This is a genomic window from Citrobacter sp. Cf125 (assembly GCF_030333935.1).
GTDB classification, from domain to species: domain Bacteria; phylum Pseudomonadota; class Gammaproteobacteria; order Enterobacterales; family Enterobacteriaceae; genus Citrobacter; species Citrobacter freundii.
The window spans coordinates 1,152,870-1,166,168 of sequence record NZ_JAOWEY010000025.1 but is presented as its reverse complement, the minus strand read 5'-3'; the positions used below and the strand labels follow the sequence as shown (position 1 = coordinate 1,166,168).

10 protein-coding genes and 1 pseudogene are annotated in these 13,299 nt (G+C 49.8%); 5 read left to right on the top strand and 6 right to left on the bottom strand.

Features of this window, described 5'->3' with window-relative positions:
• Nucleotides 1-75: 75 nt before the first annotated feature.
• Both ttrR and ttrS read right to left on the bottom strand, forming a co-directional pair.
• Entirely contained in the window at nucleotides 76-660 is a 585-nt protein-coding gene (gene ttrR / locus OGV89_RS22300) for a tetrathionate respiration response regulator TtrR (RefSeq protein ID WP_016150153.1), read from the bottom strand.
• Nucleotides 635-2,368, bottom strand: a complete 1,734-nt coding sequence (gene ttrS / locus OGV89_RS22295; RefSeq protein ID WP_085954020.1) for a tetrathionate respiration histidine kinase TtrS — start codon at nucleotides 2,366-2,368, stop codon at nucleotides 635-637. Before ttrS ends, ttrR begins: the two co-directional genes overlap by 26 nt.
• 227 nt (nucleotides 2,369-2,595) lie before the next feature.
• Between ttrS and ttrB the strand changes: the two genes are divergently transcribed.
• The 5 genes from ttrB to OGV89_RS22270 all read left to right on the top strand — a co-directional run bounded on the left by ttrB (nucleotide 2,596) and on the right by OGV89_RS22270 (nucleotide 10,102).
• Entirely contained in the window at nucleotides 2,596-3,330 is a 735-nt protein-coding gene (gene ttrB / locus OGV89_RS22290; RefSeq protein ID WP_353655508.1) for a tetrathionate reductase subunit TtrB, read from the top strand.
• Complete coding sequence (gene ttrC / locus OGV89_RS22285) at nucleotides 3,331-4,353, top strand: tetrathionate reductase subunit TtrC (protein WP_200003165.1); 1,023 nt, start codon at nucleotides 3,331-3,333, stop codon at nucleotides 4,351-4,353. It abuts the gene before it with no gap.
• The gene (gene ttrA, locus OGV89_RS22280) at nucleotides 4,346-7,411 is read left to right on the top strand and encodes a tetrathionate reductase subunit TtrA (protein ID WP_200003166.1); all 3,066 of its coding nucleotides are present in this window, start codon (nucleotides 4,346-4,348) and stop codon (nucleotides 7,409-7,411) included. Before ttrC ends, ttrA begins: the two co-directional genes overlap by 8 nt.
• Nucleotides 7,412-7,851: 440 nt before the next feature.
• Entirely contained in the window at nucleotides 7,852-9,717 is a 1,866-nt protein-coding gene (locus OGV89_RS22275; RefSeq protein ID WP_233591936.1) for a PAAR domain-containing protein, read from the top strand.
• Nucleotides 9,686-10,102 carry a hypothetical protein gene (locus tag OGV89_RS22270; RefSeq protein WP_003836560.1) on the top strand — a complete coding sequence of 139 codons (417 nt, stop codon included), beginning with the start codon at nucleotides 9,686-9,688 and terminating at the stop codon, nucleotides 10,100-10,102. The genes OGV89_RS22275 and OGV89_RS22270 overlap by 32 nt, the downstream gene beginning before the upstream one ends.
• Nucleotides 10,103-10,171: 69 nt before the next feature.
• On the opposite strand, the pseudogene OGV89_RS22265 reads toward OGV89_RS22270, so the two are convergent.
• The 4 genes and pseudogenes from OGV89_RS22265 to OGV89_RS22250 form a co-directional block, all read right to left on the bottom strand.
• Nucleotides 10,172-10,294, bottom strand: a pseudogene (locus OGV89_RS22265) (hypothetical protein); the annotation flags it as partial.
• A gap of 16 nt (nucleotides 10,295-10,310) precedes the next feature.
• Nucleotides 10,311-11,123: a MetQ/NlpA family ABC transporter substrate-binding protein gene (locus tag OGV89_RS22260; protein ID WP_200003168.1), complete on the bottom strand. Its 813-nt coding sequence runs from the start codon at nucleotides 11,121-11,123 to the stop codon at nucleotides 10,311-10,313.
• Between the two features lie 21 nt (nucleotides 11,124-11,144).
• The gene (locus OGV89_RS22255; RefSeq protein ID WP_003029361.1) at nucleotides 11,145-11,813 is read right to left on the bottom strand and encodes a methionine ABC transporter permease; all 669 of its coding nucleotides are present in this window, start codon (nucleotides 11,811-11,813) and stop codon (nucleotides 11,145-11,147) included.
• Nucleotides 11,806-12,828 carry a methionine ABC transporter ATP-binding protein gene (locus OGV89_RS22250; protein WP_200003169.1) on the bottom strand — a complete coding sequence of 341 codons (1,023 nt, stop codon included), beginning with the start codon at nucleotides 12,826-12,828 and terminating at the stop codon, nucleotides 11,806-11,808. The genes OGV89_RS22255 and OGV89_RS22250 overlap by 8 nt, the downstream gene beginning before the upstream one ends.
• Between the last annotated feature and the right edge of the window lie 471 nt (nucleotides 12,829-13,299).

The following is a 13,299-nucleotide window of genomic DNA, read 5'->3' as shown; positions in this document are numbered from 1 at the left end:
TAACTCAAACCAACAGCATATATCACTCTGAGGATTTAGACAAAATTCAATGAAAATCAAAGAAATGTCATCATTCTACTGAACTCTCTGAAGTCGATTTACAAGCTCAGCAAGACTTCCCGCCTGCATTTTTTCCATCACCCGCGCCCGGTGCACTTCAACCGTACGCACGGCAATATTCATGGCATCAGCAATTTCCCGATTCATTAATCCTTTTGCTACCAGATGCGCCAGTTCCCGTTCTTTTGGCGTAAGTTGTTGATAGCAGCAGATGATCTCTTGTCGCGAGAACGCCGCTGCCGAGACCTGCAAGGCATGTTCTAATGCTGCCTGAAGCGGCACGGCTGACACCGGTTTTTGCAAAAAATCGACCGCGCCACGTTTCATTTGCTCAACCGCCATCGGCACATCGCCATGCCCGGTGAGAAAGACCACCGCCAGCGTGCTTGCTTTCTGACGCATGATTTCATGCACAGCGTGCCCATCCAGTACCGGCATACGCATATCCAGCAGCAGTACACCCACCTGGTGCAGATTTGCCTCAGCGAGGAATTTCTCACCTTGCTCCCAGCAAGACACGTCATATCCCAGACTTTCCAATAAAAACGCACAGGCCTGGGTGACGGCAATGTCGTCATCCAGCAGATGAATTATCGCCACTACGGCCTCCTTCCCGATTTGGTTTAAAATATAATGTCACTCTCGCCCCCGCTTTTCCGTCCGGGGCCTGCTGATTGTTGATCTCAATATCTCCGTTTGCGTAGCGCACCAGTCGCTGACAAATGACCAGTCCTAGTCCCATGCCTTCTTTACGCGTGGTCATAAACGGCTGAAACGCCTGATACAACTGCGTCTCGTCAATGCCTCCGGCATTATCCTGCACCTGAATACTCACACCACCATCCTTATGCAGGGCGCTAAACCAAACTGTGGTAGCCCCTGCCTGGGCGGCATTGAGTACCAGATTGGCCAGCACCTGCTCAAGAAGAACGCTTGGCAGCGTCAATGTTAACGCCTTGCTGACCTGTGTGTGCAGCGTTACCGCCGGGAATTGCTGGGGCATGCGTAGTAATTGCCAGACGTGATGGATAGCATCGTGAACGTTGATGGCTTGCCAGTCATCGGGAAGTACCGGATTGCCCTGTGCCTGGCTGACCCACTGCCGGAGATTGCGCAGCGTATCGGCCCCCCTTTGTGCCTGGGTGTCGATGTGCTCAAGCACGGGCAGCAACGGATGCTGCTCATCCTGACCGCGCAGGCGAATCAGACAGCCTTGGGCATAATGGCGGATAGCCGACAACGGCTGATTGAGCTCATGGGCAAAACCGGAGGTCATCTCCCCCAGCACGCTCATTTGTCGGGCAGTCTCCAGCGCCTGTTCCTGTTTGTGCAACAACACATTGTTCCGCTCTAGCTGCCTGCCGCGTCGGCGAACCAACAGCATTACCCAGATGTAATTGAGCGTCAGCAACAGCAACACGATGGCAACGCCCCCCATTGCCAGTCGGTGTTGAATAAACCAGCTTTTGACATCCAGCCACAGCTGACGCTGCTGCGGATGCTGGCGGACATCGCGCAACAACGCTTCCACCTCGCGGGTCGAGGCGGGCGCTCCCCAGCGAAATGTCGCGTTTTGCGGTGCATTGAACAGCACCCGCGTGACGCGATCGGCCAGCTCGTCACTCACTGCAGGTAGTGCGGCAAATGACCAGTCAGGATAGAGCGGTGTACTGGTCAGACAGGGAATTGAGGTCGGATGGTTCAACACGGTCATAAAATCGGTTTTACGAATGAGGCCTTCTTCATCCATTTTTTCCAGCAGGCACACCGGCACGATCACCGCCTGCACGGCTTTTTCACGTAATAAATAGAGTAAGGCATCGGCGGGAAATCCGGTAAACGTCAGACGTAAATCGCGTTCAGGGCGCAGACCGGCATCACTGAGCGCTTTATATCCCAGCAAATAGCCGCCAAAAGCCTGAGCATCAATGGCGCCAACCGTTTTGCCGATCAGATCGTGTGGGGAGGTTATCCCGCTGTCGCGTCTGACGAGGATCGCGCTGCCGATCACGTTACTGGTGGCTTTCCCACCACGGGTGGAGCGTAGCGAAGCCAGCCAGCGCAGCGCAGAACGGCTGTTTAGCTGAACAAACTGCGCCGGATTAGTAACAACAAACTGCACCGTTCCACGATTCACCGCCTCCTGCATCTGGTGCAGATCCAGCGGTTGAATATGAAACTGTTCGCCGGGGATTTGCTGATTCAACAATGTTTCCAGCGGCTGCCAGTGATTACGTGTAGAAACCTCCCCGCGCATCGCCAAAACGCCAATGTTCCATGTCTGCGCCCTGACCGCGCCGCTTAGCATCCACAGCGACGCCAGCACTGTCAGACATCTTACTACGTTGCGTCCCACTCAATTGTCCCTGTCAATTATGTTGTTTTAGATCAACAACAAGCCGGGTATGTGGTTAACCACAATAGAGTATACCCCGTCACGATTTTTACACTGTAAATCATTGAGATTCTTTATTCATCACACGCAAATCAACGGCGTGACCAATGTTTCGTTGTTGCATCGTGACGGGAGAAAATATGGACAGCAGTAAACGGCAGTTTCTCCAGCAACTGGGCGTCCTGACCGCTGGCGCATCACTGGTTCCGCTGGCTCAGGCGAAATTTCCCTTTTCACCTGAACGCCATGAAGGCTCACTTCAGCATCGCTACGCCATGCTGGTTGACCTGCGACGCTGTATTGGCTGCCAGGCCTGTACCGTCAGTTGCGCCATTGAAAACCAGACGCCACAGGGCGAATTTCGTACCTTCGTCAACCAGTATCAAGTACAGATTGAAGGTCAGCTAAGCGTCACCAACGTCCTGCTGCCGCGACTATGCAACCATTGTGATAATCCCCCTTGCGTGCCCGTTTGCCCGGTACAGGCCACTTTCCAACGCGAAGACGGCATCGTGGTGGTCGACAACACACGCTGCGTTGGCTGCGCCTATTGCGTGCAGGCCTGCCCTTATGATGCGCGATTCATCAACCATGAAACGCAAACCGCCGATAAATGTACCTTCTGCGTTCACCGCCTCGAAGCGGGGCTGCTCCCGGCCTGTGTAGAATCCTGCGTCGGCGGCGCGCGCATCATTGGCGATATTAAAGATCCACACAGCCGCATTTCACAAATGCTGCATGAACACCATGACACCATCAAAGTCCTGAAGCCGGAAAGCGGTACGTCTCCTCACGTGTTCTATCTGGGACTGGATGAGGCGTTTGTCACCCCATTGATTGGACGTGCTCAACCCGCTCTCTGGCAGGAGGTTTAAATGAACCATTCACTAATTATCGACGAGGTTCTGGCCCATCCCCAGGACGTAAGTTGGTTACCCTGGGCCGTACAATATTTCTTTTTCATCGGCATTGCCGCCTGCGCCGCACTGTTCGCCTGCGTTCTCCACTGGCGCAAAAAAGAAACGGCAGATCTGGAGAATCTGACGCTGTTAATCGCCCTGACCTGCGCGATTACCGCACCGCTGGCGCTGACCGCTGATCTACACCAAACCGCCCGCGTCTGGCATTTCTATGCGTATCCGACGCCCTGGTCCTGGATGCCGTGGGGCGCACTGTTCTTACCGCTGTTTACCGGTTTTTTAGGTCTGTGGTTTCTGGCGCAGCACGTTAAACGACTAACGCTAAGAAGTTACAACGTCACAAAGTGGTTAGCACTTGGTAGCGCGCTGTCCGCCATCGGATTGCTGGTTTACACCGGCCGTGAAGTGTCGGTGGTGCAGGCGCGTCCCATCTGGTTCAGTTACGCCTTTCCGATTGCGATGTTCCTCAGCGCGCTGCAAACGTTTCTTGCCCTGCTTATTGCCACGACAAATAGCAAGGACGTACTGCCGCGTAAGCTAGCGTGGGGGCAAATGGTCACGTTGATCGCACTGGCTATCGTGGTGTTGATCTGGGTGAGCGGTAATACGCTTTCCGGTTCGGCTATCCGCCAATGGCTGGATGTTGCTTCTTCAGCACAACACTACGCTATCGGTTGGGTTGCGTTATGGCTTGTTTCACTTGTTCTTTGCGGGTTGGTTGTACGTTACCCCTTGTCGCTACCGCTGCGCATATTACTCGCCTTTAGCGCCATGGCGCTGTGCTGGCTAATGCGCTGGACGTTACTCATCCAGGTGCAGACCGTACCGAAATTTAACGCGCAGTTTAATCCCTACACCCTGCCCGGCGGCACCGATGGCTGGCTGGCCATTGTGGGTACCTTCGGCCTATGGATAGCACTGATTATTATTGTTCGTGAAGCCCTGAACGCGATCGCAAGGAGAATGCAACATGGCTAATTTAACCCGTCGTCAGTGGCTTAAAGTGGGCCTTGCCGTAGGTGGCATGGTGACTTTTGGCCTGAGTTATCGGGATGTGGCAAAGCGCGCGATAGACGGTTTGCTGGACGGAACCTCGGGCAAAATTACCCGTGACCGCATCTTTGCAAACGCGCTCATCCCTGAAGCCAACGCCCGGCCGCACTGGCAGCAAAACCCGCAGCAGGTGATCTCCATGACACAGTGCTTTGGTTGCTGGACGCAGTGTGGCGTGCGGGTTCGCGTTGACACTGAGCAAGGCAAGGTGCTGCGCATTGCGGGCAACCCTTATCATCCGTTGTCGCACGAGCACCATATAGACGCCTCCGTCCCCTTTACCACGGCAATGGAACAGTTGGCCGGGGAGTCAGGTCTTGACGCACGTTCCACCGCCTGCGCCCGTGGTGCAACTTTACTCGAAGGTCTGTACAGCCCGTTACGTATTCTGGAGCCCATGAAGCGCGTCGGTAAGCGCGGTGAGGGAAAATGGCAGCGCATCAGCTTCGAACAGCTGATCAAAGAGGTGGTGGAAGGCGGAGATCTGTTTGGTGAAGGCCACGTTGATGGTCTGAGAGCCATCCACGATCCCGCTACACCGCTTGATGTGAAACATCCCGGCTTTGGCCCAAAATCCAATCAACTGCTGGTCACTAATACCAGTGATGAAGGACGCGATACCTTTTTACGTCGCTTCGCACTGAACAGTTTCGGCAGTAAAAATTTCGGTGCTCATGGCGCTTACTGCGGGCTGGCCTATCGGGCCGGTTCCGGCGCGTTAATGGGCGATTTGGATAAAAATTCCCACGTGAAACCCGACTGGGATAACGTCGAATTCGCGCTGTTTATGGGCACCTCTCCGGCGCAATCCGGCAACCCGTTTAAGCGCCAGGCCCGCCAGTTGGCCAGCGCCCGTTTACGTGACGACTTCCGCTATGTTGTGGTAGCGCCCGCCCTGCCATTAACCACGGTGCTGGCTGACGATCGCGGCCACTGGCAGCCCGTACGACCGGGAAGCGACTCCGCGCTGGCGATGGGGATGATAAGCTGGATTATCGATAAACAACGCTATAACGCTGATTATCTCGCCATTCCCGGCGTACAGGCCATGCAGCAGGCAGGAGAAAAAAGCTGGACTAACGCAACTCATCTTGTGATTACCGATGAAATTCCAACGCTTGCCGGACAACACCTGACCCTCGCCCATCTGAGCACAAACGCCGCCCAGGAGCCGGTGGTCGTCAACGAGGCCGGTGAGATTGTCGCCGCCAACAGTTGCCCGCGTGCGCAGCTGTTTGTTACCCGCGAGGTGACGCTGGCTGACGGGCAGACGGTAACGGTAAAAAGCAGCTTCCAGTGTCTGCGAGAGTCCGCAGAGAAACTGTCGCTAACGCAGTACAGCCAGCAGTGTGGGGTGTCAGAAGCAGACATTGGCGCTCTGGCCGACGCATTCACCCGCCACGGACGTAAAGCGGCAGTAATTACGCACGGCGGAATGATGGCAGGCAATGGATTTTATAACGCCTGGTCGGTAATGATGCTCAATGCGCTGATTGGCAACCTCAGTCTTGAAGGCGGTGTGTTTGTTGGTGGCGGCAAATTCAATGGTGCCACCGACGGTCCGCGCTACAACATGGACAGCTTCGCCGGGAAGGTAAAGCCGAAAGGGTTAAGCATCGCGCGCAGTAAAACCGCTTATGAGTCTTCCGAAGAGTACCGCAATAAGGTAGCTGCCGGACAATCCCCCTTCCCGGCTAAGGCCCCGTGGTATCCGTTTGTCGCAGGTCAGCTTACCGAACTCCTCGTCTCAGCGCTTGAAGGTTACCCTTATCCGCTGAAAGCATGGATCTCAAACATGACCAACCCGTTTTACGGCATTGCGGGATTACGTGGCGTGGCGGAAGAAAAGCTCAAGGATCCTGCTCGCTTGCCGCTGTTTATCGCGATTGACGCCTTTATGAACGAAACCACGGCGCTGGCAGATTACATCGTGCCGGATACCCACAACTTCGAAAGCTGGGGATTTAGCGCTCCGTGGGCAGGCGTGGCCAGCAAAGCCACCACCGCGCGTTGGCCTGTCGTCAGACCTGCGACCAGCCTCACGGCTGACGGTCAACCGGCCTCGATGGAATCTTTCTGTATCGCAGTGGCAAAGCGCATTGGGCTACCCGGATTCGGCGACAATGCGATTACCGATCCGCAAGGTAATCACTATCCGTTGAATCGTGCGGAAGATTACTACCTGCGCCTCGCCGCCAATATTGCGTTTATGGGCAAAGCCCCGGTTGCAGAGGCACAGCCGGAAGACATAGCGCTGACCGGAGTACAGCGGATCATGCCTGTGATGACCCAAACGCTGAAACCCGATGAAATCAGCCGAGTTGCGTTTATTTACTCCCGCGGCGGGCGCTTTGCGCCGGACATCAGCGGGCGAGTTGATAACCGCGTCGGCAATGCCTGGGAAAAACCGCTCCAAATCTGGAATGCGAACGTCGCCGCGCACCGTCATGCAATTACCGGCGAGCGCTACAGCGGCTGCCCGACCTGGTATCCTTCACGTCTGTCTGATGGACGTGCGGTCGAGGAGTTGTTCCCGGAACAAGAGTGGCCGTTGAAACTGATTTCCTTTAAATCCAATACCATGTCCAGCGCCACGGCGGTTATCCCGCGCCTTCATCATCTGAAACCGGTTAATCTGGTGGCGCTCAATCCGCAGGATGGTCAGCGGTATGGTTTAGCACACGGCGATATCGTGCGTATCACCACCCCTGGCGGTCAGGCGCAAGCGCAGATAAGTCTGCTGCATGGCGTCATGCCGGGCGTGATCGCCATTGAACACGGTTACGGGCATAAAGAGATGGGCGCAGCTCAGCATACGCTCGACGGCAAGCCAATGGCATTTGATGCACAGATAAAGTCAGGGATTAATCTCAATGATTTGGGCTTTGCGGATCCTACCCGGCAGGTTGCCAATACCTGGCTTGACTGGGTGTCGGGTGCGTCGGTGCGTCAGGGGTTGCCAGCGAGAATTGAGCGTATATAACTTTAGCGCCGGATGACAACGCTAACGCGATTTATCCGGCCTATGACGTTCAAAGTCATTGGCTATAGAGATAACTCCAACAGAAGTTACTCAATGACGGCAAAGTTGGGTCAAAAGAGGTTTTCTGGCACAAACTAATAAAGTAAGGAACAAATCACATGCTGTCTTCGCTTACGGTTTGGTTGCTGATAATGATTCATTAGGCGATTCAGTATCAAATGGCAGAGTTGGTGAAATAGAGTTAATTATTGATACAAGCCGAATTTTATAATTCATTTATCCGATAAATAGATAAACCCTTGAATATTTAAAACCTAAATTTCACATGCGGAATTTAGGTTTTTTTGTGTAATTTGAGAACATAGTCACATTAATTAAATGTGAAATAGTTTGATATCATATACCCATTAGTCTGGATATTTAAAATAGGGACTTAATCTATGAACTTCTGGGATGAAGATAAGCAAGGCTTTTTATTATCTCCTGGAGATAGAACAAGTTGCGGTGGTTATATTTTGGAAAATACTGGTCTCCCTCGTATCAGAGGAATTAACATAGCATGCGAAGGAGATGAATATATATGCGGCCTTGATGGTCAACGATATAAAATTGAAGGCGGCGTACCAAATGGTTCATATATAGAGGTAGGTAGAAATTTAATTAGAAATACCTTCAAGAATACCTTTGATGATGACATCGATTATGAAGGTCGAAAAATAACACCAGCCTCAGAGAGACTGAGGAAAATGCAGGAGGAATCAGGTTTACAAAGATGTTCATATGATTCACTTAGAGACCTCAATGAAAGATTTGAACATGATGATTTTATTGGTTCTGCAGGAGGTATAATATCAGGGAGAAAAACAATCATTTCTGGAGATAAGGACAATAAATTCTTAACTTCAAATTTCAGCACGGGTTTTCGAACACGGATTTCCAGGCATTTATTTGATACTTACGCAAGGATGGGGAAAGATTTATCAGGTTATGAAACAGAAATAATATGTCTCCTTGCAGGTTCCGCACACAGTAGAGGTTCATGCAAATGTCATTGCAGGTTTACACCACGTTTTAATTTAACATACAGATATGATGAATATCTTTTGTCCAGTTTTCAGTCAGTAAATAACACCAGTAATTCAAAACCGGAGACACCACCTGTACGGCATCAACACCCCTCTGAAGCAAGACAATCGGTTGAACCCGGTTTTTGTGTCGTGCCAGATCAAACATCACCTAAGAAATATGAGTGTGAGTTAATAGTCAATCCACCATCGGGAGTAAGAGAGTTATACCGCCAACTAAATCCAGAAAGAGGAAAAAAACCAGGTTCAATATTGATTGTTGCTGATCCTGAAAAAATTGATACCGATAAAATAAATCATATTAAAGTTGCCAGAGATAAAATTGATCTGGCTTTAGCACCATTAACAAATGAAGAGGCTAAACTTCTATTTGAAAACAGAACCCCGGTAGATATATTCGCATCAAATTTATACAGTGATGCACTAGGAACAAGTGGCGACATTTTGGGTTATATAAAGGACGCGGGAGGAAACTATTATGAAGAAATTAATAAAAAATTAAATCAAATTCAGGGTCTATACCAAAGAACTTATAGCGAAAATGCTGGTCGTATTTCTGGTGAGGAATTTTTTGGTCAGCGAAAGCGGTTGTTTAAAGAGCTTGATGCTATTATGAATAGATTATCAAAAGAGCAATTAGATCTAAAACAATATGATAATATAAAACAGGCACTAGGACTATCAACAAAATCAATTATACATAAATGGGATCAAACTGGTATAAATGATATTGAAGGGTATGCAAGTTATATAGAAAAATCCGCAAAGTTATTTAAAATAATGAAAACCGTAGGTTATGTTGGTGTCGGCCTCGATTTTGCTAGTTACACTACAAATGTATACGATGCTTGCGCAAAAGGCCGTGAAAGTGAATGTAGAAAAGCCGCTATCTCTGAATATAGTAAGTTTGGTGGTAAACAAACTGCAAGTATGTTTGCCAGTGGTGCTGCTGGCACAGCTTCCAGAGCTGTTTGCATGTGGGCAATGGGTTTTGCTAGCGCAGAATTTGCAGGCGCTGGTGCTGCATTATGTTTAGCGATCGGCACTGGTGCTGGAATCTTAGCAGGTAAAGGTGCTGAAAAATATGGAGAAAAAGCAGGAGAGTATGTGGGAGAAATTATAATTAATAGTCCAGAAAAGCTTACCTACTCGCCCGAGACATTTATGGAAGAATCAGGAATCCTTATATATGAAAAGTTATTTGATAGAAAATTACGCTAATTTACAAGGTTTGATAGGAATAAGTTTTATGTTTTTAATGCTAGCAATAATCTTTATATCTTATGTTATTAATGGTTATAATTACAAGATAATTGCAAAAGCATATGAGAATAAATTTGGTTTGCTTCCTCAAACAGCACGACTGGCAAGAGGGGCGAGTTTGATTGGCACTCCTGCGGCATATTTCGCAAAAATAGATTTTATTATGGGGAGCCTTATATTCCCATATAATAGAGTAATCAATCATGATATGAGTATTGAATCTTATAATTATATTAGAAACCTTCCAGGTCATTTGACTACCGGGTTTAAAATAGAAGCAGCCCTATGGCTTGCTGAGTTAGTATTAGCGATGGCTTTTATGCTAATAGAGTTTATTGTTTAAAAACAGGGACTCCGGTGGAGTCCCTTTTTAACTTTTATTTCAATGTGCCATATGTTTGAACAACTATCCAGCCATATGGTTAACCGGATCGATTGACGTCAACGTTCCGGTCCATCCTGTATGACTATAGGTTTCTGAAATGGTTAACACACCGGACGTTGACGGCATCGATGCGTTACCGTTCATACGCCACTCGGCAAAAAGCGGATTAGTTATTAACCGGGATCACCGCGCCTTTATATTTGGTACGGATCCAGTCCTGGATTTCTTTGGAGTGCAGGACATCGACCAATGCGACGATATCCTTCTTCTTCTCGTCGCCACGATGCACGGTAATGATGTTGGCGTACGGGTTGTTTTCACTGCTTTCAACGGCAATCGGATCTTTCACCGGATCCAGCCCGGCGTCGATGGCGTAGTTGGCGTTAATCACCACCGCATCGCCTTCGTCGTTGTTATACATCTGCGGTAACAGCGCGGCTTCCACGTTTGGCAGGAACTTCAGCTTTTTCGGGTTTTCGACGATATCGCTAATGCGCGCGGTTACTTTATCCACGCCCGGCTTCAGCTTAATAACACCCTCTTTTTCGAAAATCGACAGAATACGGCCTTCCTCAGATACCGCATCGCGCATGATGACTTTGCCGCCTTCCGGTAGTTCTTTAAGCGATTTCACTTTTTTCGAATAGATACCAATTGGCTCAATGTGAATTGCTCCGGCGCTGACGAAGTCATACGTTTTATCGCCCGCATGATCTTTAATCACACTGTTCAGGTACGGAATATGCTGGAAGTAGTTAGCGTCAATCTCACGACCAGCCAGCGCGGTGTTCGGCAGAATGTAATCCTGGAACGGTTTAATCTCCAGATCGATCCCCTGTTTCGCCAGAATCGGTTTGGCCTGTTCAAGGATCTCCGCGTGCGGCACGTTAGATGCACCAACGGTCAGAGTGTCTGCCCAGGAGGCAAAGCTCAGAGCGCTTAAGGTTGCTGCGGCGAGTAACGTCAGTGATTTTTTCATGATAATGGTTTCCGTATTTTATTAGCGTTTATCTAACAGAGAGGTGATCACATCGCCGCAAAGCTGGATGATGAAGACAATGAGCAAAATCGTCACCGTCGCCACCAGCGTGACGTCGCTGTGGTTGCGCTGGAATCCTTCCAGATAGGCCAAATTCCCTAAACCACCGGCACCAATTACCCCTGCCATCGCGCTGTAGCTAACCAGCGCAATTAGCGTCACGGTGATCCCGGACACCAGAGCAGGAGAGGATTCCGGCAGTAAAACCCGAAAAATAAGCGTGCTCAGCCGTGCGCCCATCGAACGTGTCGCTTCAATAACGCCTTTATCCACTTCACGCAGAGCGATTTCGACCAGACGTGCATAAAACGGCGCTGCACCGACAATCAGCGCAGGCAACGCGGCATTGGCGCCGAGAATGGTGCCTACCATCGCTTTGGTAAACGGGATCAGCAGCACGATCAAAATGATGAATGGGATTGAACGAAAGATATTCACCACCAGCGAAATAGCGCTATATACCGCTCGGTTGGGGAACAATCCGCCGCGCGCGGTCAGGAACAATGCCAGACCAAGCGCGATGCCCAGAATAAAGGTCGCAGCACCCGAAAGGGCCGTCATATACAGCGTTTCCTGGGTTGCCGCTAACAGTTGCTCCCACTTCAGATGGGGAAACAGTTCTTCAGCCATGTTGAATCACCTCGCCTTCAATGTCGCTCTGGCGCAGGTCGGCCAAAATATTGTTCAATTGTTCCTCAGAGGCCACCACGTGCACCCAAAGTTGACCAAACACACCGTGTGCGGTTTGCGTCATTTTGCCGTGCAAGATATTGAATGGCAGGCCATAGCGCAGGGTCAACTCGCCAACCACAGGCCGGTGCGTGCGTTGCCCGGTAAACGTAAGCTTGATAACTACGCCGCCAAGCTCGCTTGCCAACTGCGGATTAAACTCGTCTTCCTCGGTGTACTGACTCACCTGACGAACGAACTGTCGGGTGATCGGCTGCTGTGGATGGGTAAAGACGCTGAGTACGTCACCTTCCTCAACAACTTTGCCATTTTCCATTACCGCCACGCGATCGCAGATTTTACGTACCACGTGCATTTCATGAGTGATCAGCACAATGGTCAATTTGAAGCGACGGTTAATATCGAGGAGTAAATCGAGTATCTGATCGGTAGTTTGCGGATCCAGCGCCGAGGTGGCTTCGTCACACAACAGGACATCCGGATTGTTCGCCAGCGCGCGGGCAATTCCTACACGCTGTTTTTGCCCGCCGCTGAGCTGGGACGGATACGCATTTTCACGACCGCTCAGCCCAACCAGCGTAATCAGTTCAGCAACCCGCTGTTTGATTGACGCTTTGGACGCGCCAGCGATTTGCATAGAGAAAGCAATATTTTCGCTAACGGTCCGTGACCACAGCAAATTGAAGTGTTGAAACACCATGCTGATTTTCAGTCGTGCCTGGCGTAACGATTCCCCACGGGCGGCAGAGATATCGTGGCCGTTAATAGTCACGCTGCCGGAGGTCGGTTTTTCCAGCCCATTGAGCAAACGAATTAAGGTGCTTTTACCTGCCCCGCTGTAACCAATAATGCCGTAAATCTGTCCCTGTTCAACCGTCAGGTTGACGTTATCGACAGCGGTGATGGCAAGCCTTCCTGGCGTAAACACTTTCGAAATATTTTTCAGGACAATCATGTCGTTTGGGTATCCGCTGCTGCTTATTGTTCTTCTGCTATCGCTTTTGGCTGTTTAGCAGTATGGATGTCCAAACGAGTGTAATCAGCGGAATTGTCTTTTAAAATGAATTAAAAAGCATTTGATATAACATTTAGATATATATGTCGCGAACACTGAACAGATATCCGTTCTATCCCAGCCACGATGATGGAAAAACTCCTGACATTTTTGTTCACTGTTTTTTTTATCTCAACCCATCTCAATTTATAACTGAATCGAGCAAGCCAGCATCTTTTAAATGAGACATAGGAAATTGCAAAACTAATACATGACTGTGCTCACAAGATATCTTGCGTTAATTGTAAACATATAAAAATAAAGAACGTGTAATCCACTTTTTATTATTCTCAATAATTTGGTTTTGCTTCCGGTTTACAGCATGATCTGTGATTCATTTCACCACATGGCAACATTACTATAAATACAATT

What these genes read in the sequence shown, in the direction of transcription:
- ttrS (WP_085954020.1), bottom strand. Translation starts at nt 2,368, where the DNA reads ATGCTAAGCGGCGCGGTCAGGGCGCAGACATGGAACATTGGCGTTTTG.
- ttrB (WP_353655508.1), top strand. Translation starts at nt 2,596, where the DNA reads ATGGACAGCAGTAAACGGCAGTTTCTCCAGCAACTGGGCGTCCTGACC.
- ttrC (WP_200003165.1), top strand. Translation starts at nt 3,331, where the DNA reads ATGAACCATTCACTAATTATCGACGAGGTTCTGGCCCATCCCCAGGAC.
- ttrA (WP_200003166.1), top strand. Translation starts at nt 4,346, where the DNA reads ATGGCTAATTTAACCCGTCGTCAGTGGCTTAAAGTGGGCCTTGCCGTA.
- OGV89_RS22275 (WP_233591936.1), top strand. Translation starts at nt 7,852, where the DNA reads ATGAACTTCTGGGATGAAGATAAGCAAGGCTTTTTATTATCTCCTGGA.
- OGV89_RS22270 (WP_003836560.1), top strand. Translation starts at nt 9,686, where the DNA reads ATGAAAAGTTATTTGATAGAAAATTACGCTAATTTACAAGGTTTGATA.
- OGV89_RS22260 (WP_200003168.1), bottom strand. Translation starts at nt 11,123, where the DNA reads ATGAAAAAATCACTGACGTTACTCGCCGCAGCAACCTTAAGCGCTCTG.
- OGV89_RS22255 (WP_003029361.1), bottom strand. Translation starts at nt 11,813, where the DNA reads ATGGCTGAAGAACTGTTTCCCCATCTGAAGTGGGAGCAACTGTTAGCG.
- OGV89_RS22250 (WP_200003169.1), bottom strand. Translation starts at nt 12,828, where the DNA reads ATGATTGTCCTGAAAAATATTTCGAAAGTGTTTACGCCAGGAAGGCTT.